The organism is Winslowiella iniecta, from assembly GCF_001267535.1.
GTDB classification, from domain to species: domain Bacteria; phylum Pseudomonadota; class Gammaproteobacteria; order Enterobacterales; family Enterobacteriaceae; genus Erwinia; species Erwinia iniecta.
Map to the genome: position 1 here is coordinate 100398 of NZ_JRXE01000007.1, position 25688 is coordinate 126085.

Consider the following 25688-nt stretch of genomic DNA (forward strand, 5'->3'; position numbering starts at 1 on the left):
TGGCCGCACGTGCCTACCGCGATCTTTATCAACGCTTGCTGTAAACAGCACAGGGGATACTTGATATGAACGCACCATTCACCTACGCCTCACCGACACTCAGTGTTGAAGCGCTGAAGAATTCAATTGCCTATAAGTTAATGTTTACGCTGGGTAAAGATCCTTCCATTGCCAATAAACATGAGTGGCTTAACGCAACGCTGCTGGCAGTACGTGACCGAATGGTGGAGCGCTGGCTGCGTTCTAATCGTGCCCAGTTGTCACAGGATGTGCGCCAGGTTTACTACCTGTCGATGGAGTTTCTGGTCGGACGCACCCTGTCGAATGCGCTGCTGGCGATGGGTATCTATGATGATATTAACCGGGCGCTTGAAGAGATGGGCTTTGACCTGGCCGAGCTGATAGAAGAGGAGAACGATCCGGGACTGGGCAATGGCGGCTTAGGCCGACTGGCTGCCTGTTTCCTCGACTCGCTGGCAACGCTCGGCCTGCCGGGGCGCGGCTACGGTATCCGCTACGACTACGGCATGTTTAAACAGAATATTATCGATGGCCGTCAGGCGGAGTCACCGGATTACTGGCTGGAGTATGGCAACCCGTGGGAATTTCAGCGTTTTAACACCCGCTATAAAGTGCGCTTTGGTGGCCGTATTCAGCATGAAGGCAGTAAGGCGCGCTGGGTCGAAACCGAGGAAGTGCTGGCGACCGCTTACGACCAGATTATCCCCGGCTACAATACGGATGCGACCAATACCTTGCGGCTTTGGGGCGCGCAGGCCAGTAACGAAATTAACCTTGGTAAATTTAATCAGGGGGATTACTTCGCTGCGGTAGAAGATAAAAACCACTCGGAGAACGTGTCGCGGGTGCTCTATCCCGATGACTCGACCTACTCGGGGCGGGAACTGCGTCTGCGTCAGGAGTATTTTCTGGTGTCGGCCACGGTGCAGGACATTCTGCATCGGCACTGGACGATGCATCAGACCTTCGACAATCTTGCCAATAAAATCGCGATTCACCTCAATGATACTCACCCGGTGCTGGCGATCCCTGAATTGATGCGCCTGCTGATTGATGAGCATAAATTTAGCTGGGATGAGGCGTTTGAAGTGACCTGTCAGGTTTTCTCTTACACCAACCACACGCTGATGAGTGAGGCGCTGGAAACCTGGCCGGTCGATATGATTGGCAAAATTTTGCCGCGCAATCTGCAAATTATTTTTGATATCAACGACTACTTCCTGAAAACCGTTCAGGAGCACTATCCCGACGACTGGGATCTGCTGTCACGTATCTCAATTATTGATGAAAATAATGGTCGTCAGGTGCGTATGGCGTGGCTGGCGGTGGTGATCAGTCATAAGGTGAATGGCGTTTCAGAGCTGCACTCAAACCTGATGGTGCAGTCGCTGTTTGCCGATTTCGCCAAAATATTCCCCGGCCGTTTCTGCAATAAAACCAATGGTGTAACACCGCGTCGCTGGCTGGCGCTGGCTAACCCGCCGCTGTCCAGTGTGCTGGATGAGGCGATTGGTCGCACCTGGCGTACCGATCTCGGTGAGCTGAGTGAAATTAAGCAACATATCGATTATCCGACCTTTATCGAGGATATCGCCAACGCCAAGCTGAACAATAAAAAACGGCTGGCGGATTGGGTGGCAAAAAATCTCGACGTGGTGCTCGATCCTAATGCGCTGTTCGATGTGCAGATTAAGCGTATCCACGAGTACAAGCGTCAGCTGCTAAATGTGCTGCATATCATTACGCGCTATAACCGCATTAAAGCCGATCCGACTGCTAACTGGGTGCCGCGCGTCAATATCTTTGCCGGTAAAGCCGCGTCGGCTTACTACACTGCCAAACATATTATTCATTTAATCAATGACGTGGCCAAGGTGATCAACAGCGATCCGCAGGTGAAGAATAAACTGAAAGTGGTGTTTATTCCGAACTACGGTGTCAGTCTGGCGCAGATCATTATTCCGGCGGCGGATCTTTCCGAGCAGATCTCGCTGGCAGGGACTGAGGCGTCCGGCACCAGCAATATGAAGTTTGCCCTCAACGGCGCGCTGACGATTGGCACGCTGGACGGCGCAAACGTCGAAATGCTGGAGCACGTCGGAGAAGAAAATATCTTTATCTTCGGCAATACCACGCCGCAGGTCGAGGAGCTGAGACGCAACGGCTATAACTCACATCAGTACTATGATGAAGATCCTGAGTTACGCCAGGCGCTGACGCAAATCGCCACTGGCGTGTTCAGCCCGCAGGAACCGGGTCGCTATCGCAACCTGTTTGATTCGCTGGTGAATCTTGGCGATCACTATCAATTGCTGGCTGACTACCGCAGCTATGTTGATACACAGGATAAGGTGGATGAGCTCTATCGCCATCCGGAAGAGTGGCAGCGCCGCGCGGCTTACAACATCGCCAATATGGGCTACTTCTCGTCGGATCGTACCATTCAGGAGTATGCCGATGAGATATGGCATATCTCGCCGATAAGATTGTAGAAAAGGGTATTGGTTGGAAGAAGGGCGGCGAGAACGCCGCCCCTATGGTCAGAGCGGGGGTTTATGACGCCAGCGATAACGCCGGTTTTTTCTGATGGGTAGCCAGCCATTCGCTGATGCGCGCTTGCTGCTGCTCGTTCAGCCACATACCCTGTTTGGTACGACGCCAGATAGCATCATCCAGCTCACGCACCCACTCGTGTTGCACCAGGTAATGCAGCTCGGCTTCGTAGAAGTCGTGACCAAAGTTCTCACCTAAATCTTCAAGGCTGGTAGCATCTTTCAGCAGCTTTTCGGTGTTGCTGCCGTAAGTCCGCGCATAGTGACGCGCCATCTCCTCAGTGATAAAGCTGTAACGACGGCGCAGGCTGGCAGCATAATCTTCACGGCTACCGGCGATATCACCACCCGGCAGCACACAGTTGCGCGTCCAGGCTTGACCGATAGTCGGGTAATACTTCGACAGTTTCTCCAGCGCATGTTCCGCCAGCTTACGATACGTCGTCAGCTTACCGCCAAACACGGAAAGCAGCGGTGCCTGGCCTTCGTCATCGCGCACATCCAGCGTGTAATCGCGGGTAATTGCTTGCGGTGAGTCGGACTCGTCATCACACAGCGGACGCACGCCGGAGTAAGTCCAGACGATATCGTCACGCGCCAGATCTTTCTTAAAGTGAGCGTTAAACACGTTCAGCAGATAGTCGATCTCGTTGTCATCAATTTTGACACTCTTCGGATCGCCTTTGTACTCCACGTCGGTGGTACCGATAATTGAGAACTCGTCCATCCACGGAATCACAAACACGATGCGGTTATCTTCGTTCTGCAGAATATAAGCCTGTTTCTGCGTATGAACGCGTGGCACCACAATATGGCTGCCTTTAATCAGACGGATGCCGTAAGGCGATTTCAGCTTCAGGCTATCGTCGAACAGTTGCTTGACCCACGGACCGGCAGCATTCACCAGACCTTTGGCGCGCCAGGTAAAGGTTTTACCGCTGTCCACGTCTTCTGCTTCTACCATCCACAGCCCTTTTTCGCGCCATGCACGGGTAACGCGGGTGCGGGTACGGACTTCACCGCCGCGTTTCACCACTTCCTGAGCATTTAGCACAACCAGGCGCGCATCGTCGACCCAGCAGTCGGAATATTCGAAACCGCGCACGATTTCAGGTTTAAGCACCGAATCTGAGCCAAAACGCAAACTTTTGCTGCCCGGTAAACTGGTGCGCTTGCCGAGATGGTCGTACATAAACAGGCCAACACGGATCATCCACGCTGGGCGCAGATGCGGGCGGTGCGGCAGACGGAAGCGCATTGGAAACGCGATATGCGGCGCCATTTTCAGCAGCACTTCGCGTTCAGCCAGCGCTTCGCTGACCAGGCGGAATTCATAGTGTTCCAGGTAGCGCAGGCCACCGTGAATTAATTTTGAACTGGCGGAAGAGGTCGCACAGGCCAAATCTTGCGCCTCCAGCATTAGCACAGACAGTCCGCGTCCTGCAGCATCTGCTGCAATGCCGGCACCGTTGATGCCGCCGCCGATTACGATCAAGTCTTTGGTTTCCACGTCATCTCCTCCGATGTTCGGAATAGCTCAATTATGTTCGTTTTCGAACATTATATTAGTCGGAAACCAACATCGATGCTAGTGTTAACCGAATAAAAACATTTATGCGTGATGCAGGTAACATAATTAGCGACATAAAAGCCTGGTAGCCATAACATTTGTCTGGTTATTGCCGGCCGGGTTCAGGTTACAATAGCGTCAATTCGTTTCGTTATTGACTGGAAAACACCATGGAACAATTTGAATGTATCAGTGTGCAGCAGGCCCAACAGCGTCTGGAACAAGGCGCGGCGCGGCTGGTTGATATCCGCGACCCACAAAGCTTTGAAGCCGCCCATGCCAGCGGTGCCTTCCATCTGACTAACGTTTCACTTAACACCTTTATGCAGCAGGCCGATCTCAATACGCCGGTGCTGGTGATGTGCTATCACGGCAACAGCAGTAAAGGTGCTGCGCAATATCTGCTGACTCAGGGGTTTGATCAGGCTTACAGCATTGACGGCGGTTTTGACGCCTGGCGTGCGGCGTTTCCGCAGCAGGTTGAAGCGGGAACGCGTTAATCTTTCTCCTAATACAGGCAAGCACAAGGGCTGACAGCAACAATGATGCGTATTACTCATTTTAACAATCCGCGTCTGGCGCAGGCGTTTGTCGACTATATGGTGACGCGCGGCGTCACCCTGCGTATTGAACATCAGGATGGCAGCTGGAATATCCTGTTGCAGGATGAATCGCAAGCCGCGATGGTCGAAAACGAACTTCAGCAGTTTATCCGCGATCCGCTGCATCCGCGTTATCAGGATGCCAGCTGGCAGTCGGGCAATATCGCCAGTGGCTTACAGTATTCCAGCGTGTCGCTGCTCGATAATATTCGCCAGCGCGCCGGGCCACTGACCATGACGCTGATGATTGCCTGCGTGGCCGTCTATATTCTGATGCAGCTGCTCGGCGATCGCGCCGTGATGTCGTGGCTGGCGTGGCCAGCCGGAGAAGGCCAGTATTTCCAGCTGTGGCGCTGGTTCAGCCATGCTTTGCTGCATTTCTCACTGCTGCATATTTTATTCAATCTGATGTGGTGGTGGTATCTCGGCGGCGCGGTAGAGAAGCGTATTGGCAGCGGCAAACTGGTGGTGATTACGCTGATTTCGGCGCTGCTCAGCGGCTGGATGCAGGCAAAATTTAGCGGCGTGTGGTTTGGCGGCTTATCCGGCGTGGTCTATGCACTGATGGGTTATGCGTGGCTGCGAGGCGAGCGCGATCCCGAAAGTGGAATTTACCTTGAGCGCGGTTTGATGGCTTTCGCTATCCTGTGGCTGGTTATTGGATACTTCGGCGTGTTCGGCTTATCAATTGCCAATGCTGCGCACGTTACCGGCCTGCTGGTGGGGCTGGCAATGGCATTGGTTGATACGCGGCATGTACGCAAATAAAAAGGTTAATGTCCGGAGATTTTTGTGAAGCAAACGCAACGTCACGACGCCATTATCGATCTGGTTCGTCGTCAGGGATATGTCAGTACTGAAGAGCTGGTGGAGCATTTCGCTGTCAGCCCGCAAACTATCCGCCGCGATCTGAACGATCTGGCCGATCAGAATAAAATTCAGCGTCATCATGGCGGCGCGGCGCTGCCTTCCAGCTCCGAAAATACCGCGTGGCAGGATCGTAAAATGATGTGGTCAGCGGAAAAGGCGCGCATCGCTCAGCGGGTGGCCAGCCAGATTCCCGATGGCGCCACGCTATTTATTGATATCGGCACCACGCCGGAAGCTGTCGCCCATGCGCTGATGAACCATAATAATCTGCGGGTGGTGACCAATAATCTCAACGTGGCAATGCTGCTGATGTCCAAGCCGGACTTCCGTCTGATTCTGGCCGGTGGCGAAGTGCGTACCCGTGATGGCGGTATTATGGGAGAAGCGACGCTCGATTTTATCTCTCAGTTCCGTCTCGATTTCGGCATTCTGGGGATCAGCGGCATCGATATGGACGGTTCGCTGCTGGAGTTTGATTACCATGAAGTGCGCACCAAGCGTGCGATCATCGAGAACTCGCGCTGTGTGATGCTGGTGGCCGACCATTCTAAGTTTGGTCGTAATGCGATGGTGAACCTCGGTAATATGAGCCTGATCGACCATCTGTATACCGATGAGCCGCCACCGCCGGGCGTGATGAAAGTGATTGAGCAGCATGACGTTCATCTGGAACTGTGCTGAATCAGTGATTGCGGGCGGTGGGAACACCGCCCGTCAGTCATTACGCCACACCCATTCCCATCAAATGCAATAACTGCTGCGCCTGCTGCACTGCTTCCTGACGCTGCACCACCCCTAACTTCTGATACAGATTACGAATATGCGTTTTAATCGTGGTTGGCGCGACGTCCAGTTCGCCGGCGATTTGGTCGTTGCTGTAGCCGGAATAGATCAGCCCTAACACCTGCCACTCGCGCTGGGTTAGCGGGCTGGTGCGAATCAGTTCCGGCACCTGCGGATGAGTTAACAGCCGGGTGACAAAGGTCTCATCAAAATGGGCGAACTTGTGCCGATGATGCTGGTTGATATCGCGTAAAATCCGCTGCGCACGATGCTGTTCCAGCTCGGGCAGCGTATTCAGCTGTAATAACTGCCGCAGCTGTTGCGCCATCGCTTCGCCTTCAATCACAAAATGGCTGACAAAGCCGGTGCGATTAGCCAGCGACAGCGACTCGATCAGGGCTTTCTGCGCCTCGCTTTTCCGATCGGTCTGCCAGTAAAGTGCGTTGCTGAGCAGTAAATTACGGTTGAGATCGCTGATTAAACGCAGGCGACGCGCATTTTCATTCAGCTCATCCAGCACCACTTCGGCTTCATCATATTGCCCGAGCAGAATCTGCGCGCGGGCGATATTGCGCCACTGACCTTGCAGAAAATGGTTGTCGGCATCCGCCGGTTTTGGCGTCAGTCTCAGCCAGTTAGCCGCAGCAACTTTATCATTGGTCATCTGCCAGTAAATGACGCGCGGTTTGTCGGCGTTAGTCACCCAGTCGCTGTGATACTGGCCGTTACCCAGCAAGTTTTCACAGCGATTAAGATGACGACGGGCATTGTCCATATCGCCTCGTGCGAGAGCGCATTTCGCCAGCATCGCCAGACATTGCAATTGCTGCTGCGGCTGGAAGTTAGCCAGCACTTCCAGCCCGTTGCGCGCGGCGGCCTCGGCATCATCAAGATGCGACCATGACCACAGCAGCTGTGAGCGGATGCGCAGCAAAAATTCGTGCATCGGTAACTGTTCCAGTCCCTGTTCATCAATCAGATCAAAGGCTTTTTGCTGGGTTTCGAAAGCGGTTTGCAGGAATCCCTGAGCAATCAAAATTTCGCTCTGCTGCAACAGCGCCCAGAGCGCGTAGTGGCAGATATCATGCTGACGCGCCATCTGATCGGTTTGCTGCATCATTATCAGCGCCTGACTTAATTCGCCATGGCAGTGCAGCACTTCACCCTTAACCGAAGTGGCAACAATACGGCTGTAATAGTTTGCCAGCGGCAGCGTATTCAGTGCCTGAGTGGCCAGCAACTCCGCTTCATCGGGCTTACCGGCATTAATCGCCACCTGCGCGCGCAGTGCATCAAACTCGGCGCTCAGCACCGCATCAATAGCGACCTTTTGCATCGCCATCTCCTGCTCAGCGCGTGCCAGTAGCAGGTTAACTTCATTGTAACGATGCTGACTTTGCGCCAGCCAGGCCTGCAATAAGATCAGTCGTGGATTTTCCACCAGCAACTGCCACGGCAGCGCTTTCAGACCCTCTTCCAGCAGCGCCAGTTCACTGTGATTGAACAGTGACCAGGCGTGCTGAAGCAGGATATCGCGCAGCAACAAAGTATCTTCTGCGGCCAGCGCATGGTGAATCGCTTCGCCGGCAAACCCGAGCGCCATCCAGCCCTCCGCCGCCGCGCGATGCAGCTGGTGCAGATCGCTACCCAGTTCCCATTGGCAGCGCTGACGCAGAAAACTGACAAACAGCGGATGGAAGTTAAACCACCGGCCGCTGTCATCCATCCGCTGCAAAAACAGCCCCTGCCGCTCGGTCTCTTCCAGACGCAACTGACCATTCTCTTCGCCGGTAATACGGGCGATCAGCTCATCATTCATCGAACGCAGCACGGAGCTGCGCAGTAAAAAGTTACGCGTGGCCTCATCGACGCAGTCGAGCACTTCATCAACCAGATAATCGGACAGATGACTGGCATTGATGCCCGCCAGCCGCTGTGCCGACTGGTGCGTGGGAGTATTGGACTGGCGTTCCGACAGCGCAATCAGTTGCAGTGCCGTCGCCCATCCGGCCACTTCATCACACAGACGTTGGGAGTGAGTGGCATCAATCGGCTGCTGCAAACGGCAATCAAAGAACTGTTTCGCCTCGCCGTGGGTAAAGGCCAGCGACTGGCTGTTAATTTCCAGCAGTTGCTCACGCACCCGCAGATTAGCAATGCCCAGTGAAGGCAAGTTGCGCGACAGGATCACCAGCGTCAGGTTTTCCGGCTGATGACGGATAAAAAAGCGCATCGCCTGATGAATGGCATCGTTAGTCAGCAGATGATAGTCATCTATCACCAGAAACAGCGGACGGTGCCATTCAGAAAGTTCGACAAACAGCAGGGAAAACAGGGCGCTCAGGCTGGCGTACTGACGCTTTTGCGCCAGCGCCTCGCTGCGAACACAGTGGCCGCCGGTCGCCTGCTGGATTGCCGCCATAAAATAGGTGGCGAAGCGTTCGGGATAGTTGTCACTCTCGTCCAGAGAGTACCAGCCCAGATCGCTTTTATCCGCGGCCCACTGAGCAACCAGCGTGGTTTTGCCATATCCTGCCGGGCTGGTGACCAGCGCCAGACGATAAAAATTAATGTTCGTGAGCCTTGCAATCAAACGCTCCCGAACAATGGTGTTCTGAAGCCGCGATGGACGGCTGAGTTTCGATGGTATCAGCATGGCTTACACTTCACTGTGCGAAATAGGAGGATACAAAAGGAATTATTTTACAGCGTGTAATTAAGTACATTCCGCCAGTCGGCAGGCTATTGCAAGAACGGGCGATAATGAGAATTCATTATGTTGCACCTCATCACACTTCCTTACGCAAATTTTAATATTTCATAGAGCTTTCTGACTCGCCCATTACGAAATAATCAACTGTGGTCATCAATTTTATCAACGTTTTATATGTAGCGGCGGCATTCTCGCCGCCCGTGCCGAAGGTTAGCACCCTGACGGCAGTCGAAAACGGCTCACCGTTCAAACCCGCATCGCCGGCAGTTTTTTTTGTTCATTGCGGCCAGTAATGAGCTTTTTTTCGCATTGCCGTCTTAAATTAAGTGCTGGCGATCACATTTATGGCTACGCCCTGCAACTCATCCCCGTCTAAGCCCCTCACAGGATGATGCTGTGCGATAACGCAACCGTCAGCATGTGCGCATCAATTTTTCGCGAAACTATTCACTTACCGGAAGAGATTTATGTCGCAGCAAAAATTTAATAAGGCACGTTTTGAGGCAGCGCTGACGCGCCAGTGGCAACATCTGGGTCTGACTTCGTTGCAGGATCTGACCAGCCATCAACGCTGGCAGGCGGTGAGCGGAGCGCTGGCAGAGTTGCTTGCCGCCCAGCCGGTGGCGAAAGCGGATAAAAAGCAACGTCATGTTAACTACATTTCGATGGAGTTTCTGATTGGTCGTCTGACCGGCAATAACCTGCTGAACCTTGGCTGGTATGATGACGTGCAGGCGGTGCTCGCCGACCAGCAGATCAGCCTGACTGAACTGCTGGAGGAGGAGGTTGACCCGGCATTGGGTAACGGTGGTCTCGGGCGTCTGGCTGCCTGCTTCCTTGATTCAATGGCGACGGTAGGGCAGTCGGCGATCGGCTATGGCCTGAATTATCAGTATGGCCTGTTCCGACAGTCATTTGATGATGGTCATCAGCAGGAAGCGCCGGATGACTGGCATCGTCACTCTTACCCGTGGTTCCGCCATAATGCCGCACTGGATGTGGATGTGTCGGTTGGCGGTAAGGTGGTGCGGGGTGACGACGGTCGGTATCGCTGGCAGCCCGGCTTTGTGATGCGTGGTGAGGCCTGGGATCTGCCGGTGATTGGCTACCGCAATGGCGTGGCGCAGCCGCTGCGTCTGTGGCAGGCAACCCATGTGCATCCGTTTAACTTCTCGCTGTTTAACGACGGCAAATTTCTCCAGGCCGAGCAGCAGGGCATTGATGCCGCCAAACTGACCAAGGTACTGTATCCCAACGACAATCATCAGGAGGGCAAACGCCTGCGCCTGATGCAGCAATATTTCCAGTGTGCCTGTTCAGTCGCCGATATTCTGCGTCGTCATCACCAGGCGGGACGCGCCATCGCCGAACTGGCCGATTACGAAGTGATTCAGCTGAATGACACTCATCCGACCATCGCCATCCCGGAGATGTTACGGGTGCTGCTGGATGAGCATCAGCTTGAGTGGGATGCGGCATGGGCCATTACCAGTAAAGTGTTCGCCTACACCAACCATACCTTGATGCCGGAAGCGCTGGAGCGCTGGGATGAGAAGCTGGTACGCAGCCTGCTGCCGCGTCATTTAATGATCATCCATGAGATTAACAAGCGCTTTAAAAAGTTGGTCGACAAACAGTGGCCAGGCGATGAAGCGGTATGGGCGAAGCTGGCGGTGGTGTATGACAAGCAGGTACGGATGGCGAACCTGTGCGTGGTCAGCGGCTTTGCGGTTAACGGTGTCGCGGCGCTGCACTCTGAGCTGGTGGTCAAGGATCTGTTCCCGGAATATCACCAGCTGTGGCCGAATAAATTCCATAACGTCACCAACGGCATCACGCCGCGTCGCTGGCTGAAACAGTGTAACCCGGCGCTGGCGTCGCTGATTGATAACACGTTACAAGTGGAATGGGCGAACAATCTGGATGCGCTGAAAGGGCTGGAGCCGCTGGCTGATGATGCCGCCTTCCGTCAGCGTTATCGCCAGATTAAGCATGACAACAAGGCCCGGCTGGCCAGCTATATTCATCAGCTAACCGGTATCACGGTGAATCCGGATGCGATGTTTGATATCCAGATTAAGCGCTTGCATGAGTACAAGCGTCAGCACCTTGGGCTGATGCATATTCTGCACTGCTACCGCCAGCTACGCGATAACCCGAAAAGCGATATGGTGCCGCGCGTATTCCTGTTTGGCGCGAAAGCCGCGCCGGGCTACTACCTGGCAAAAAATATCATCTATGCGATCAATAAAGTCGCCGAGAAGATCAATAACGATCCGCTGGTTGGCGATCGCCTGAAAGTGGTGTTTATCCCGGATTACCGCATTACCGCCGCGGAACTGATGATCCCGGCCGCCGATCTTTCTGAGCAGATCTCCACCGCAGGTTATGAAGCTTCCGGTACCGGCAATATGAAGCTGGCGCTAAACGGTGCGCTGACCATTGGTACGCTTGATGGCGCGAACGTCGAAATTGCCGAGCAGGTGGGTGAAGAGAATATCTTTATCTTCGGTAATACCGTTGATGAAGTGAAAGCGCTGAAAGCGAAAGGCTATGACCCGCTAAAACTGCGCAAGAAGGATAAACATCTTGATAGCCTGCTGAAAGAGCTGGAAAACGGCTTCTTCAGCAATGGCGATAAACACGCGTTCGATATGCTGCTGCACAGCCTGACCAAAGGCGGCGATCCGTGGCTGGTGCTGGCAGACTTCGCCGATTACTGTGCGGCGCAGCAGCGGGTTGAAGCCTTGTGGCGCGATCAGGAAGCCTGGACCCGTACCGCGATTCTGAATACCGCGCGTACCGGGATGTTCAGTTCAGATCGTTCAATCCGCGACTATCAGCAGCGTATCTGGCAGGCCAAACGGCAGGGCTGATTTCAGGCTGTTTTACTGGCGAGTCGGGCGCTGATCCGGCTCGCTGCGACAATGACGCCTGATGGGCAGGTCAAGGTGAATGATGGATTCAAAACAACTTAATAAGGCGGCGACAGCGGCCGGTATTGCATCCAGCTATATCAATGCGAAAGGTCAGCCAGAGGCGATTGCCGACGCGACGAAACAGCGTCTGCTGGCGGCGATGGGCAATCCGAAGCCAGTCAGCGCTGCGCCGCTGCCGGCGGCCAAAGTACTCAGCGGCACCGGTAAGCTGACGCTACCGGTGGGCGGCAAGGGGGATTTTCACTGGCAGTTGCAGACTGAAAGCGGCAAGCCGTATCAGGGCGAAATTGCGGCGGGCGAGACCCTGACATTGCCCTCCCGGCTGCCAACCGGCTACCACCAGCTAACCCTGACGCAGGGCAAGCAGCAGTGGCCATGCCGAATCATTGTCGCGCCGAAGCGCTGCTTTGAGCCACAGACATTGCGTGACGGAAAAAAGCTGTGGGGAGCCTGCGTCCAGCTGTATACCGTGCGATCCGAGACAAACTGGGGCATTGGCGATTTTGGCGATTTGCATATGATGCTGGATCAGATTGCCGATCGCGGCGGTGATTTTATCGGCCTCAATCCAATCCATTCGCTCTATCCGGCCAACCCGGAAAGTGCCAGCCCGTACAGCCCCTCTTCGCGTCGCTGGCTGAATGTGATTTATATCGATGTTTTACAGGTAACGGATTTTCAGCAGAGTGAAGCGGCGCAACGCTGGTGGCAGGAGAGTGCTACTCAGCAGGCGCTGAGCCGCGCGCGAGACAGTGAATGGGTCGATTATCAGACGGTCAGTGACCTGAAAATTGCCGCGCTGCGCCTTGCCTGGCAGCAGTTTTCCACCCGCGATAAGCAGGACGAAACCTGCGCCGATTTTGAGCGCTTTATCACCCTTGGCGGCGGTAGCCTGTTTTACCAGGCGGCTTACGACGCCATGCATGCAGCGATGCTGAAAGAAGATGCGCAGCGCTGGGGATGGCCGGTATGGCCGGAAGCGTATCAGCATGCCGATAACGCAGCCGTACAGACTTTCTGCCAGAAAAATCAGCAGGAAGTGCGTTTCTGGCTATGGTTGCAGTGGCTGGCGAATCGTCAGTTCGACCAGTGCTGGCAGCAGAGTCAGCAGCGTAATATGTCCATCGGGCTGTATCGCGATCTGGCGGTCGGCGTGGCCGAAGGCGGGGCGGAAACCTGGTGTGACCGGGAACTCTATTGCCTGAAAGCCTCGGTCGGTGCACCGCCGGATATCTTAGGTCCACTGGGACAAAACTGGGGTCTGCCGCCGATGGATCCCCACGTGATGGCGGCGCGCGGTTATCAGCCGTTTATCGACCTGCTGCGTGCCAATATGGCCAGCTGTGGTGCGTTGCGTATTGACCATGTGATGTCGATGCTGCGGCTGTGGTGGATTCCGTATGGCGAAACCGCCGACCACGGTGCCTACGTCTATTATCCGGTGGAGGATTTGATGGCGATCCTCGCGTTAGAGAGCCAGCGTAATCAGTGTATGGTCATCGGCGAAGATCTCGGTACCGTGCCGGTGGAGATTATCGGCAAACTGCGCGACAGCGGCGTTTATTCGTGGAAAGTGCTCTATTTCGAACAGGAGTCGGCCGAATGTTATCGTGCGCCGGATGCCTGGCCAGCGCAGTCGATGGCCAGCGCCACCACCCACGACTTACCGACGCTGCGCGGTTTCTGGAGCGCCGGTGATTTGACCCTTGGTGAGGAGCTGGGGCTGTATCCTGACAAAGACATTTTGCGCGGGCTGTATGAAAATCGTCAGCAGCAGCGACAGGCGTTGCTCGATGCCCTGCATCAGCACGGCTGTGTACCAAAACGGCTGGGTAAACGTGCGCTGAGACTGCCAATGACGCCCGAGCTGAATCGCGGTATGCAGCGTTATATCGCCGACAGTCACAGTGCGCTGCTGGGTTTACAGCCGGAAGACTGGCTGGATATGGAAAAACCGGTGAATGTACCGGGCACGACCGATCAATATCCCAACTGGCGGCGTAAGCTCAGTATGACGCTGGAAGCGATGTTCGCCGATGCCCCTATTAATCGCCTGATTAACGATCTCGACCGGCGGCGTAAGGGGTAATTGTTAACACGGGCGGTGATAACAACGCCCGTGTTAAGTTTAAGGTAAGACAATACGTGTACCGACTGGCAGGACAATATCTTTAGCGTAGCGATGTTGACGCAAAAGCGGTAAATTTCGTGACTCTACTTTACTCTGTATTTCGGCATCATATGAGCCTGAAGAGGTTGCATATTGAAGCGCCACAAGGTTAAAGGTTTCATATCCCTTCGTGATGTAGGCTGAGTTTTTGGATAATTCCAGCGGTGGTAGCTTTAATTTTGTTCCGGCAGGAAGCCCACGCTTTCTTATGTCATCAACCACCACAGCAGGATTTGCCTGCTGCAATTTGCCGTGGAAATTGATGATATTGCCGTATTTGGCTTGAAACTCTTTAGAAATCTCGCTTAAACTCTGGAAGCGATTAAGAATGATTTCCCCACCTGAAAGATGAAAACTGTCAGGCGCCACCGGCGTGCTTTTTTCTGTATCTGCTTTTTCCGCCTCCTCGCTTTGCGATAAAGTTACACTCATACCTCGCTTTATTAGCTCATCCTGCAAAGATGATTTTATCGCAATGGTGATATCATCTGGTAAATCCAGAGAGTTTGAATTGAGAATGGTTGCACGAATAATTTTCCACACTTCTGTGCTGCCAATGTGTTTTATCAGGTTTTTGGCTTCGTCTAAATCCAGGCCAATTTTTGTCAGATAACTGATTTTTTCAGCCTCTTCAAGCTTGCTGAAATTGATCACGATATCGCTGGTATTAACCCTGGCATCTATTTTCTTACCCGGTAAATTGACGGTTGAATCAACTTCAATCACTTTCCATGGGTGCTTAAAATCTAACTGCCATATCGGTCTGATATGCAAATAAGGTAAATTCGACGCCGTTAAATAACCATTTGGCGCAGCCAGATAACCCACTTTAATACCAAGCTTATCCAGCTCTTTCTTGAATGCTGTAACATAATCCCCGGAGCCGACATTACAGGATTCAAGGCGTAGGATACCCACTTGCCGTAAACCATAACTATATAATTTCTTAGCTAATGCTTCAGGGGAATAGTATACAAATGTTTCTGCACCCTGGATGCCTTTTACTTTGGAACTGGAGGGGGCCAGTATGCTGCCGTGCACCGGAACATCCAGCCTGTCATTCATAGTTAAACCCGAAAAGGTGGTGCTGTCGGGTCTCTGTAAAAAAGAATTTGGACGATTAGTACCTAACTCACCATAAATATTACTTCGCGGAATATTATGCTGCGTGATGGAGCTTTTTGCATATCCTTCAAAGGCTCTCCATTTTTTTTTGCCTGTTTCACCAACTTGTAAAATATAGCGATTTCCTAAATGTGGAGAAACAGAGTCTGGGATCTCAAAATGCTCGTCAAGTACCTTGTCTGGTAATGTTGAAGCTGTTACTCGTTGAGGGGTAACACTTATGGCAGGTTTTAACACTGCCGGCTGAGGTGCCGCGTTATCTAACTTTTGCCAAAATGGATCGAACACCACCGGAATGGCTTTTTTCATCTTTTTAAAGCGGTTGATTATCTCAGCGGTATCTCCGGCATGACCCGGAAGAGAAAGCGCGATATCCATCAGCAAATCTTTTTTAAGCGCATCTTTTTTGCTGTCATCGGCCAGACTTATTTCTCCCGCCGCAAGTAAATGTGAGAGAAAAGTCAAACCGATATTAAAGGCAGAAACGGCAGGTACGCCGGAAATCGGCGCAGCGAGCATCGCCAGGCCATTAACAAATTTCTGACCCTGTGCAATCAGCGCTTTTGCCCATATTTCCCCTTCTGTGGTAATCAAAAACTCAGCATTTGACTTAATTGCTGTTATTTCTGACGCTGACAACTGGCTGCCCAGCTCATCCAGTGAATTAACCATATTAACATTCAGCGGACTGACATAATTATACAGGTCTGCGCCAGGTTGATGATAATAATTATTTCCATTCAAACTTGTTAACTTTGAATGAAAAGCACTTGAATTTTCATCTGATTCTCTGAAAAGTTGGCTTCTTCTGAGGTCAAAATTAGGCAGCAAAAACGCTTTAAGGTTTTTGGCATCTTCGTGATGCGCGCTCTTATCTGAATCATATTGCTTATCAATTTTGACTTCCAGTGTTTCCCGGGTCAGAAGGTTAACCAAAATCGTATTGCCATTGGTTTTTGGAATGGCAATGATGCCCGGCATTGGTATTTTTTCATCAGAATACCTAAAAGTGACATGCCCGGATTTTATCTCTGAATCGGCTGCCATTTTGAGTTCTGGTATTTTTTTTGTTTTACTCATCTCCGTTAGTATGTTTTTAGTACTACCCTTCCAGACCTGACCACGGAATACTGAAGAATCATTGGTCTCAAATTCTGATATTTTATCCTGAATTTTATCATTGAGCATGGTAGTGACAGAAAATGTTTGCCTGCCAATATAAGGATAGGTGTGAAAAATAGATGCAATGGTAGGGGGCAGCCCCTCGACGGTAATATGGCCATTTCCTGATGGATCGACTAAAGCGCCGCGGGCAATATCATAAAGGCTGGCCGTTTTGTAATAGCCTTCATCTAAATAACCATCAGTGTCGAATCTCTGTATTTTAATTCTTACTATTGAATTCGGGGTCAACGTATGCTCATTATTTTCCCTGAAAATATCAGTCAGTGACTGCTGACTTATCTTTTTTATATTCAACTCATGTGGGTAAGCTCTGTTATAAATATCGCTTGCCGTCTTTTCTGCCGAAAGGTTCATACTCGTCGACAGTTTTAACTTATTGGCCAGCGCGATATATTCGCTCAAGGCTTGCGCTTTTGTTAGTATCCGCTTTCCATCAGCAATATATATCAAGTCTTCCGAACCGTCTTGTACCTTATCTACCGTCAATACCTGCCCTGTTTGTGTCGTAATTTTGGCATTATTGTTATACGCCAGGGTCATCACTTTTTTTTCTTCTGTTTTCTTATAGTCCTTGACGATTTTATGGGCTCTGCCAAACAGCCCCCGTGTCTTCCTGCTATTTTCCTTTCTGCCTGATTCTGCTGATTGCTCAATGCCGTCATCAGCAACCTTATTCTGCATTCCGTTCGGGTAAATCAATGGCTTACCATCTAAACATAATATTGGTTCTCCTGCCTCATCTGCTGACGCTCGCGCTTCGATTCTGTGCCCATCTTTGGTGATCATAACGGCATCGTACTGATATAGATATTGCTTCAATTCCTGATAAAGTTGTTGGTTCTGCTTCAGCTCAGTGGCCACATCAATCTTTGTCTCCGACGGCTGCTGTATTAGCGGCATATCCTCTGGCGTTAATTTTCCGGCAAAGGCACTTTTTATTGCTTCATTGACCGGGCGGAGGGCTATCGCACCCGCAATATCTTCTGGCAAACGTTCTTTCAGCTTATCCCAGACTTCGACTGATCCGTCACGCCAGAGCTGGATTCCGGTTAATGCCCCCTCCTGCATCATCTTGACCATCGGCGGCAGCAAAGGCGACAGCAATCTTGTTGCCGCGATGCCCACTGAGTTGGCGATCATATTGCTTTTCGCATTGCGCGGCAGGGCATCTCCCGGCATAAGCGACTTATCCAGTTTCCCAAGCTCAATAGTTAAAGGTAAGGGTGTTATCACAAACTTGGCTATTGCTCGAAGGGCGGCCGTACCTGAGATCGCGGGCAGGGCGCTACTCAGCGCGGCGTCTACTGCCTGACTTGCTGCGGTATAAATCAGCCGTGACTGGAGGTTTTTGGCGCCTGATTGCACCATATATTCTGCCCACGTCTGGCTTTGCTCTAACACCTCGCGGGTGCTTTGCGGCAACACGACCTTGCCTTCCAGTTCTCTCAGATACTCTTTTTTCAGTCGGAGCGCGAATTTGTCCCCAGTGGGGTCGCCGGATTTGCGGAAATGCTGGGCAATGTCATTAATACTTCCGTCAACCGCTCCCGCATAGTTCTCCCGCTCTTCCGGTAAAAATTTGTGATTCAGGGCCGCTGTTTGCCCGGCAAGTATCCCGGCAAGATGTTTGATGATACGCGCATCAGGCGAAAAGACTTCCAGCCGACTTCCGGTAATGTGGGTAATGCTACTTTCGACAGCCCCCCTGGCATTGGCGGCTTGATATACGGCGTCCATTATCTTCTTGCAGGCCTTGCGGAAATCGTTTTCGACCGGAAGAGGGATTGGCTGATGTGGCGCAGCGGCAACATTGGCTTTTTTCCAGCTACCGGCTTCCCGTTTAATGTCCCGCAAAAGCTGGCAAGCCCGATGAAGATCCTCGACGATAGCCATAAAGCCCGCCACGGCGGTCAGCTCAACAGAAATCAATGCTGGATCTTCCAGGGCGCTCACCGCCTCTGCGGCGGCAGCTTCGAAGCTTTCTGCATCCGGCTTTTGATGATTTAACAACTCTGCCGCCTGACTGGTGGTTGAAACGACCTTTTTCACCGCGATTTCGGTATCGCTCAGCAGTTCCTGCGCCGCTTCGGGCAGTTCTTCCCAGCGCTTAACCGCAGCGGTGATAGCGTCTTGCACGGCATCCATACTGGTGCGCATTTTTTTAAATGTCCCGGCGAAAGCCGGGGGGATTGCCGCTTCGCTCTCTCCCTGTAGCATTTTTACCTGGTTATCGAGGGTTTTTACCACCTCGGTGCAGGTTTTTTCCGCGTTCAGCAGTTGCTTGCGGAACGCGTTTAATTCGGTGAATTGCTGCGGATATTGCCGCTCCAGTAAGGTCAGATCTTTTTGTGTTTGATCGATCTCTGCCGTGACGCGCTTCAGCGCAGCATGTACCGCATCCCGTGGTTCATTGAGTGCTGCCAGTTTTTTTACCAGTCGCTCCGCTTGGGTGGTGCCCGGCGCATTCTTGTTTTCCCCTTTGACCAGCACGCCGTATTGCTTGTTTCTGTCGCGTACTCCGTCAGATTTCCCCACTTTTTTGGTTGCCGCCGCCAGTTTTTCTGCCTGCTCACAGAGTTTTTGTATGTTGCTGAGCGGCCCGTAGGCTGTCGCGCTCAACAGGCCATTAAATCGTTGGGTTTCCACTGAGTCAGGGCGGTCGCCCTTCTGTTTCTCGCTGTGGGCAACGTGTCTGACACCCAGATCAGCAGTGCGGGCCGCCAGCCGGAACGTGTGTTTTATGGCAGAAAATGTTTGGGACAGCTGGATTTTCGCAAATTCAGCCCCTTCGGCGGCTTTCTTCATGACGATTTCCCCGGCGCTTTTCTGAGGTCTTAAGTCGTGCTTTACCTTTTTCAGCGCATCATCGACCTGCAGAAACCGTTCCTCCTGGGTGCGGATTTTGTTGATAAGTTTACTGAGTGATTGTTCTCCGGGAGACAATGCTTTCCCCATTGGCAGCGCTTCTTCCATCGCGCCGGCATACGAGTTGAGTAACGTCAGCGTGTTATCAAGCGCTTTTCTCTGCGTTTCCAACTGGTCTGCCATACGATTGAGCGCTTTTGGCTCGGCGCCGGATTTCAGTAACGCACGGGCCGCTGGCAGCGTGATATCGGCACTTTGTAGTGACTCAGAGAGTTCAAACAGCAATTCAGCGGTTTTCTTTATCTCTGGCAGAACAGAGTCACGCGGTTGTTGGCGCATGACACTTCCTGCAAGGTCGCAGCAGTTTTTTAGCGCTTCTGCCGCCACACGGATAACCGGCCTGGACGTTTTCTCTGCCAGAAGGGATAAGGTTCCGGCTTCTTTTTCCATGCGGACTTTCTCTGCCTGCAAATCTTTTCCAGATTGGCTTTTTGCCTCCTTAAGCGCCTTTAATGTCCTCAGCGACTTTATCTCGAGCCTGGCGTAGCTCACTCTCAGATTACTGAGAAAACGCTTGCTCCATTCGTGATCGGTTTGCTGGCCTATCCAGGTGACAGTATTCTGTAGCTCTTTCCATGCATGTCTGAGGCTGGCTTTGGCTTCGTTCAGCCTGACGGGCAGGGTAGCGGTATCGCCATTCTTACCGCTGGCATAGTATTCGCGGGCTTCAGAAAGCACCGCGTCTGCGTTCAGCAGTGAGGCAGACATTGCGGTCAGTTTTTCGATGACTTCACGCATAGACTTTTTCTGGTCTCCCGTCTCCGCTGGCTGGTTGCTCACTAACTTCAGGCAGATATCACGCAGTGCGGCAGCCGCCTCGCCGATAACGCCGTTATGTGGTCTGTCTGCCACCCGGGAGAGCTGTTGCGCACTGGCCTCCAGCGGGCGTTTGTCCAGCAACAGAAACGCGTGGTTCTGCCCCAATTTGCGAAACTCTTGTAGCATCGCAAGATCTTTTTTCCAGACGGTATCCAGTGAATCTGCGGGCATATTTCCTTGTGTAACGACCTCTTCCTGGCCAAATAAAGCGCTTAATGCTTCGCTGATCTCCCAGTCTGGCTCCGTGTGGTCGGCTAGCATCCGGCTGAACCTTTTTTCTGACTGCGCCAGCTGGTTTTTTTCTCCGTCAGGGTAAGGTTCAGGAATGGCGGGCTGGCTCAGTCCGTCCCAGAAAATCGTTTCCAGTGCATTCCACAAATTATTGGCTTCAAATGACGTCAGGTGCAGGCCCGCCACCATCGAAGAAAGGGTTTTCGGTTGACCATTCTGCGGCTCTGTCAGTTGCAGGCCGCTTTGCTGGTTCAGACAGTCCCTGAGAGAGGGGCTCAGTCTGAAGCAGCGGTCAGCTAATTCACCAACGTACTCATCCTGCGTCCAGTTATGCCCGACATCTTTTGCCTGAGTCATGGCGTTAAATAAGGTGGCTAAAGCTTCAGGAGGGATTGCCGGAAACTCAGGGTTGTCAGCGACGGCGGTTTCAATTGGCGCTGGGCAGTTAATGGTTCTTGGGGATGAATAAGTAACGGAGGAAAGTGTCAGGTTTTTGAGCGTCATCCTTGAGTCTACCCTGTTGGAAAATTATCAGGGAACTGTAATTAGAGAAGGAGGAAGTGACTTATGAAAACGGCAGAAACCTTACAGATCTTTCGTACGGGAATGAAAAGTATTGTCAGTATTTGTCAGTGGTGTTGTCGTCTGATACGAGTTATTTATCGCTAAGTTACTGAAATAAAGGAGGGGAGCCGTTTTCGGCTCCCCTCCTGATGGGGGTTAACCCTCGGCACGGGCGGCGAAAACGCCGCCCCTACAGGTGATCGGTGCGTAATGCTTAATAGTAGGAGTGCTCGCCGCGCTGGTGCTCGGTCAGATCGCGCACGCCTTTCAGCTCCGGGAAAGCCTGCAACAGCTCTTTCTCGATACCTTCTTTCAGTGTGACATCGACCATTGAACACCCGTTACAGCCGCCGCCAAATTGCAGAATGGCATAGCCTTCATCGGTGATCTCCATCAGCGAGACTTTACCACCGTGGCCTGCCAGCTGCGGGTTGATCTGTGATTGCAGCTGATATTCAACACGCTCAATCAGTGGCGCATCGTCTGACACTTTACGCATTTTAGCGTTAGGTGCTTTCAGCGTCAGCTGGGAACCGAGGTTGTCAGTGACGAAATCAATTTCAGCATCATCCAGGTATGGTGCGCTGAGTTCATCAATAAAAGCGGACAGTTTTTCAAACTTCAGCTCGGTATCAGTGGCTTCTACTGCATCGGGTGGGCAGTAGGAGACGCCGCACTCGGCGGTTGGCGTACCCGGATTAATAACGAATACGCGAATCTGGGTGCCATCTTCCTGGTTTGACAGCAGTTTTGCGAAGTGTTCTTGCGCAGAATCAGAAATTCGGATCATGGCGATTGCTCAATAGTTAACACATTTAATTGGTTATAATACGCCCATCACTGGCGCGCTACAAGGTTCGACACAGGCACCAGACCTGCACGCTGGCGGCTCCGGCAGCCATTAACAGACGGCTGATTTCGCCAACGGTACTGCCGGTGGTGACCACATCATCAACAACGGCGATATGACGTCCGCGAACGTCAATTTCAAGCCTGAACGCACCACGCAGATTTTTGCGCCGTGCACTGGCGCTTAACTGATGCTGCACGTTTCCGGCGCGTACACGGCGCAGTGCTTGCGGCTGATAATCGCTGCCGCACCCGTGTGCCAGTAAATGCGCCAGCAGGTCGGCCTGATTAAATCCACGTCGCCAGGCGCGTCGTTGGTGCAGTGGCACCGCCATGATGATGGCGGGCCTGGCTAACGGGCGCAGCCGTCGTTCATGCCACCAGCTTAGCAAAATCAGCCGCGCCAGCATCACAGAGAGTGCTGTTGTGCGATGAAATTTGAATTGCGTCAGCAGCAAGCTGAGTGGTGGCTGATAGCCACTGACAAAGCACAGCGCCTGCCACGGCGGCGGGCGGCGCAGGCAGCGGCCGCATTGCTCAGTGCGACAGACTGCTGGCAAACCGCAGCGCGGGCAGGCCGCCGGATGACGCGGTAACTGGCGATAACAGAAACTGCATATCCCGTGCTGATGCAGCGCCAGCGGCATCAGACATAGCCAACAACATCCCGGCATTGGTAGCATAGCGGCCTCCAGAATCGCTCTATAGCAAAGAAAAGGACAATAACCGATGGCGCAGCTTTACTGGCAGACCGCAGGCACAGGAAAAGTCGATCTTGTGCTGTTGCACGGATGGGGACTGAATGCCGAAGTGTGGCATTGCATCATTGATCGGCTCAGCCCGCATTTTCGTCTGCACCTGGTGGACCTGCCAGGCTTTGGCCGCAGCGGCGACTATGGCGCACTGACGCTTGATCAGATGGTAGACAGCCTGCTGCCGCAGATGCCGGAAAAAGCAATCTGGCTGGGCTGGTCCCTGGGCGGTCTGGTCGCCAGTCGCCTGGCGCTGCGCTATCCGCAGCGGGTGCAGGCGTTAATCAGCGTCGCCTCCTCACCGTGTTTTACCGCCCGCGATGACTGGCCGGGGATTAAACCGCACACTCTGCAAAGTTTTCAGCAGCAGCTAAGTGATGATTTCCAGCGCACGGTGGAGCGCTTTCTGGCGCTGCAAACGCTGGGCACTGAATCGGCGCGTCAGGATGCACGTGTATTGAAAAGTGTGGTGCTGTCGCAGCCGATGCCGTCGGTGGCGGTACTGGAAGGCGGGCTGGAGATTCTCAGGCAGGTCGATCTGCGTGCTGAAATGGTCGCGCTGACGGTGCCGATGCTGCGTCTGTATGGTTATCTCGACGGGCTGGTACCACGCAAGGTCGCCAGTTTGCTCGATGAACAATGGCCGCACAGCGAATCGTGCGTGATAGAGAAAGCGGCGCATGCGCCTTTTATCTCCCATCCCGAGGCGTTCTGCCAGCATGTTATTGATTTTACGCAGCCGCTGACGCAGTAACATTTGGTCATATAACTGGCGAATTTGAAAATAGCAGCAATACTTTCTCATGTAGGCATGGCTGCTAATTATCTCATCAGTCTGAGTGGTCCACGGAGCCGGGCAATAATTTTTTTGGCTGTTAACGTGTTCTGAAGTGGTAATTGCACATCTCAATATCGATCTATGGAGAGGCTTTATATGAATGTATTAAAAACTATTGCTGCAACATTAGTGGTGGGTTCTGTTTCTTTCGGCGCGCTGGCAGCGGAAGAAGTGACCAAAGAGCAGGTTGAACAGATGAAGCTGGAGAAAATCGGTACAGTAACCACTACCGCGGAAACCACTTCACCAATGGATGCGAAAGAAGTGCTGTCAAAAGAGGCCGATAAAAAAGGCGGGAAATACTTCCTGGTTATCGCCGGACGTGAGCACGGTAAAATCAGTGCGACAGCCGAAGTTTATAAGTAATCCGTTCGCCGGGCATGCCGAATTAAGGCACGCCCGTTTTCAGCCACAGATAGTGCCACGGCGCTAACACCAGCATTTCACTCCCCTCAATCACTTCTCCGCGCACAATATCGCGATACTTTCTCTGCTCGGGTAGTCGGGTTTCCACGTTTTTACTGCTCAGGTTATAGACGCAAAGCAAACTGGCTTGCCCGTCGTGCGAGTAGCGGCGCAGCATCAACAGCGAGTTGTCGCTGTCGAGAATTTCCATCGGGTTATCCGGATGAAAAGCGGGCTGGCGGGTACGCAGCTGGATAAGCGCGCTGAGCTGGGTAAAGATCTGATGACGCAGTCCGTTCTCTGCTGTCAGTTGCTGCTCAATATCGGCAATGGCAAATTTCTCGCGGTTAATGGCGCGATTATGACCAGCGGCTTTTACCCCTTCGCTATCGTTGCGCGAGCCTAAAATACTCTGCACATAAATCGCCGGTACGCCGGGAAAAGCCAGCAGCAGCGCATGTGCCAGCATAAAGCGACGCAAACGCGTGTCATCGTCGTCCTGCTGCTGATTCAGCGCATCCATATAAGTGACGTTTATTTCATACGGGCTGGTGCTGCCGTCTGGATTGTTTTTATAGGAGATCAGTGCGCCTTCCATCGCCAAATCGCGCACCAAAGCGACGATCTCTACTTCCGGCAAAATGCCGCGCGCCGGATTGAGGCCGATCCCGTCATGGGAAGCGAGGAAGTTAAAGAAAGTGGTGGTGCCGCCGCCAGAATCCAGCAAAGCGGCCCACTGACGCAGCGCGCGTGAGGAGCCGTTGTGGATCGCATGCAGCACCAGTGGCGGCAGGGAAAACTGATACACCATCTGCGCTTCATCTTCGCCGTTACCAAAATAACTGATGTTGTCCTGATGCGGCACATTGGTTTCGGTAATGATCACCGTGCCGGGTGCCACCTCATCGACAATGGCGCGAAACAGTTTGACCAGCTGATGGGTTTTCGGCAGATGAATACAGCGGGTGCCCGGCGTTTTCCACATATAACCCACTGCATCAAGCCGCACGTAATCAGCCCCTTTTTTCAGGTAATCGAGCAGTACGCCCACCATGCGAATCAGCACTTCCGGGTTGCCGAAATTCAGGTCGATCTGATCGGCGCTGAAGGTGGTCCAGATAAAGCGTTTTTCACCATTGGCAAAATCAAATGGCGTCAGCAGGGGGGAAGTGCGCGGGCGGGTCACCGCGCTGAGATCGGTGGCGGGCGACATACTGATAAAAAAGTCGTCCCAGCCGGGATCCAGCGCCAGAAAATGTTTAAACCAGGCGCTGTGTGCTGACATATGGTTGCAGACAAAATCGAACATCAGACGCGTGTGGCGATGTAATTCCGCGATATCTGTCCAGTCGCCACAGATGGCATCGATGCGGTGGTAGTCAATCACTGAAAAGCCATCGTCGGATGACCACGGAAAGAACGGCAGCAGATGGACGATATTAAAGGTGTTGTGCAGATGCTGTTGATAAAAGCGGGAGAAGGTCGCCAAAGTTGGCGCTTCGCTTTCGCGGAACTGATCGGCATAGGTAATCAACACCACATCTTTCTCATCCCAGTGAGACTTACGGGCAGTTTTTATTGACTGGCGCGCCTCGCGGATATGGGAAAGCAGCCGCTCGCGACTGGCCTGCGGGAAGGTCGATGGGTAGATTTCATCTATTAACGTGTTGATAGTATGCATTTTAATCCAACGGGCCACCGCGTGAAGAATGAAAAAGCACTCTTTTCCACTGTAGACCGTTGGACTAAATTCGCAACCGGGAACGGGCGGCGAG

14 protein-coding genes are annotated in these 25688 nt (G+C 52.7%); 8 read left to right on the forward strand and 6 right to left on the reverse strand.

The genetic code is table 11. From position 1 onward, the window contains the following. Positions 1–65 precede the first annotated feature (65 nt). Entirely contained in the window at positions 66–2513 is a 2448-nt protein-coding gene (glgP, locus tag NG42_RS06505; RefSeq protein WP_052898461.1) for a glycogen phosphorylase, read from the forward strand. A gap of 61 nt (positions 2514–2574) precedes the next feature. Here the strand turns inward: glgP and glpD are convergent, their stop codons facing one another. Then, positions 2575–4083, reverse strand: a complete 1509-nt coding sequence (gene glpD / locus NG42_RS06510) for a glycerol-3-phosphate dehydrogenase (protein WP_052898462.1) — start codon at positions 4081–4083, stop codon at positions 2575–2577. 230 nt (positions 4084–4313) lie between these two features. Between glpD and glpE the strand changes: the two genes are divergently transcribed. The 3 genes from glpE to NG42_RS06525 are packed head-to-tail and all read left to right on the forward strand — an operon-like array spanning position 4314 to position 6296. Beyond that, positions 4314–4643 carry a thiosulfate sulfurtransferase GlpE gene (glpE, locus tag NG42_RS06515; protein ID WP_052898463.1) on the forward strand — a complete coding sequence of 110 codons (330 nt, stop codon included), beginning with the start codon at positions 4314–4316 and terminating at the stop codon, positions 4641–4643. A 42-nt stretch (positions 4644–4685) separates the two neighbouring features. After that, positions 4686–5513, forward strand: a complete 828-nt coding sequence (gene glpG / locus NG42_RS06520) for a rhomboid family intramembrane serine protease GlpG (RefSeq protein ID WP_241488318.1) — start codon at positions 4686–4688, stop codon at positions 5511–5513. 24 nt (positions 5514–5537) lie between these two features. Further along, a complete protein-coding gene (locus NG42_RS06525) occupies positions 5538–6296 on the forward strand; it encodes a DeoR/GlpR family transcriptional regulator (protein WP_052898465.1) in 759 nt (252 codons plus the stop codon). Between the two features lie 40 nt (positions 6297–6336). Here NG42_RS06525 and malT read toward each other — a convergent pair whose 3' ends face one another. After that, positions 6337–9054: an HTH-type transcriptional regulator MalT gene (gene malT / locus NG42_RS06530; RefSeq protein WP_052898466.1), complete on the reverse strand. Its 2718-nt coding sequence runs from the start codon at positions 9052–9054 to the stop codon at positions 6337–6339. A gap of 524 nt (positions 9055–9578) precedes the next feature. On the opposite strand from malT, the gene malP reads away from it, so the two are divergent. Further along, complete coding sequence (malP, locus tag NG42_RS06535) at positions 9579–11987, forward strand: maltodextrin phosphorylase (RefSeq protein WP_052898467.1); 2409 nt, start codon at positions 9579–9581, stop codon at positions 11985–11987. A gap of 82 nt (positions 11988–12069) precedes the next feature. Next, the gene (gene malQ / locus NG42_RS06540) at positions 12070–14139 is read left to right on the forward strand and encodes a 4-alpha-glucanotransferase (protein ID WP_052898468.1); all 2070 of its coding nucleotides are present in this window, start codon (positions 12070–12072) and stop codon (positions 14137–14139) included. Between the two features lie 39 nt (positions 14140–14178). Here malQ and NG42_RS06545 read toward each other — a convergent pair whose 3' ends face one another. The 3 genes from NG42_RS06545 to gntX form a co-directional block, all read right to left on the reverse strand. Beyond that, positions 14179–21009, reverse strand: coding sequence for a coiled-coil domain-containing protein (locus NG42_RS06545; RefSeq protein ID WP_052898469.1), 6831 nt, complete (start codon positions 21007–21009; stop codon positions 14179–14181). A 274-nt stretch (positions 21010–21283) separates the two neighbouring features. Continuing rightward, positions 21284–21859: a Fe-S biogenesis protein NfuA gene (gene nfuA / locus NG42_RS06550; protein WP_052898470.1), complete on the reverse strand. Its 576-nt coding sequence runs from the start codon at positions 21857–21859 to the stop codon at positions 21284–21286. 58 nt (positions 21860–21917) lie between these two features. Continuing rightward, on the reverse strand, positions 21918–22601 hold the full coding sequence (gene gntX / locus NG42_RS06555) for a DNA utilization protein GntX (protein WP_052898471.1): 684 nt from the start codon (positions 22599–22601) through the stop codon (positions 21918–21920). Between the two features lie 46 nt (positions 22602–22647). On the opposite strand from gntX, the gene bioH reads away from it, so the two are divergent. Beyond that, positions 22648–23424, forward strand: coding sequence for a pimeloyl-ACP methyl ester esterase BioH (gene bioH, locus NG42_RS06560; protein ID WP_052898472.1), 777 nt, complete (start codon positions 22648–22650; stop codon positions 23422–23424). A gap of 180 nt (positions 23425–23604) precedes the next feature. Further along, a complete protein-coding gene (locus NG42_RS06565) occupies positions 23605–23874 on the forward strand; it encodes a YdgH/BhsA/McbA-like domain containing protein (RefSeq protein ID WP_052898473.1) in 270 nt (89 codons plus the stop codon). A gap of 22 nt (positions 23875–23896) precedes the next feature. Here the strand turns inward: NG42_RS06565 and NG42_RS06570 are convergent, their stop codons facing one another. Then, positions 23897–25594: an alpha-amylase family glycosyl hydrolase gene (locus tag NG42_RS06570; protein ID WP_052898535.1), complete on the reverse strand. Its 1698-nt coding sequence runs from the start codon at positions 25592–25594 to the stop codon at positions 23897–23899. Positions 25595–25688: the final 94 nt, after the last annotated feature.

Bases quoted from the DNA above. Each gene is read 5' to 3' on its own strand.
- glgP (WP_052898461.1), top strand. From the start codon at position 66: ATGAACGCACCATTCACCTACGCCTCACCGACACTCAGTGTTGAAGCG.
- bioH (WP_052898472.1), top strand. From the start codon at position 22,648: ATGGCGCAGCTTTACTGGCAGACCGCAGGCACAGGAAAAGTCGATCTT.
- NG42_RS06545 (WP_052898469.1), bottom strand. From the start codon at position 21,009: ATGACGCTCAAAAACCTGACACTTTCCTCCGTTACTTATTCATCCCCA.
- glpE (WP_052898463.1), top strand. From the start codon at position 4,314: ATGGAACAATTTGAATGTATCAGTGTGCAGCAGGCCCAACAGCGTCTG.
- glpG (WP_241488318.1), top strand. From the start codon at position 4,686: ATGATGCGTATTACTCATTTTAACAATCCGCGTCTGGCGCAGGCGTTT.
- NG42_RS06565 (WP_052898473.1), top strand. From the start codon at position 23,605: ATGAATGTATTAAAAACTATTGCTGCAACATTAGTGGTGGGTTCTGTT.
- nfuA (WP_052898470.1), bottom strand. From the start codon at position 21,859: ATGATCCGAATTTCTGATTCTGCGCAAGAACACTTCGCAAAACTGCTG.
- gntX (WP_052898471.1), bottom strand. From the start codon at position 22,601: ATGCTACCAATGCCGGGATGTTGTTGGCTATGTCTGATGCCGCTGGCG.
- malT (WP_052898466.1), bottom strand. From the start codon at position 9,054: ATGCTGATACCATCGAAACTCAGCCGTCCATCGCGGCTTCAGAACACC.
- malQ (WP_052898468.1), top strand. From the start codon at position 12,070: ATGGATTCAAAACAACTTAATAAGGCGGCGACAGCGGCCGGTATTGCA.
- NG42_RS06570 (WP_052898535.1), bottom strand. From the start codon at position 25,594: ATGCATACTATCAACACGTTAATAGATGAAATCTACCCATCGACCTTC.
- malP (WP_052898467.1), top strand. From the start codon at position 9,579: ATGTCGCAGCAAAAATTTAATAAGGCACGTTTTGAGGCAGCGCTGACG.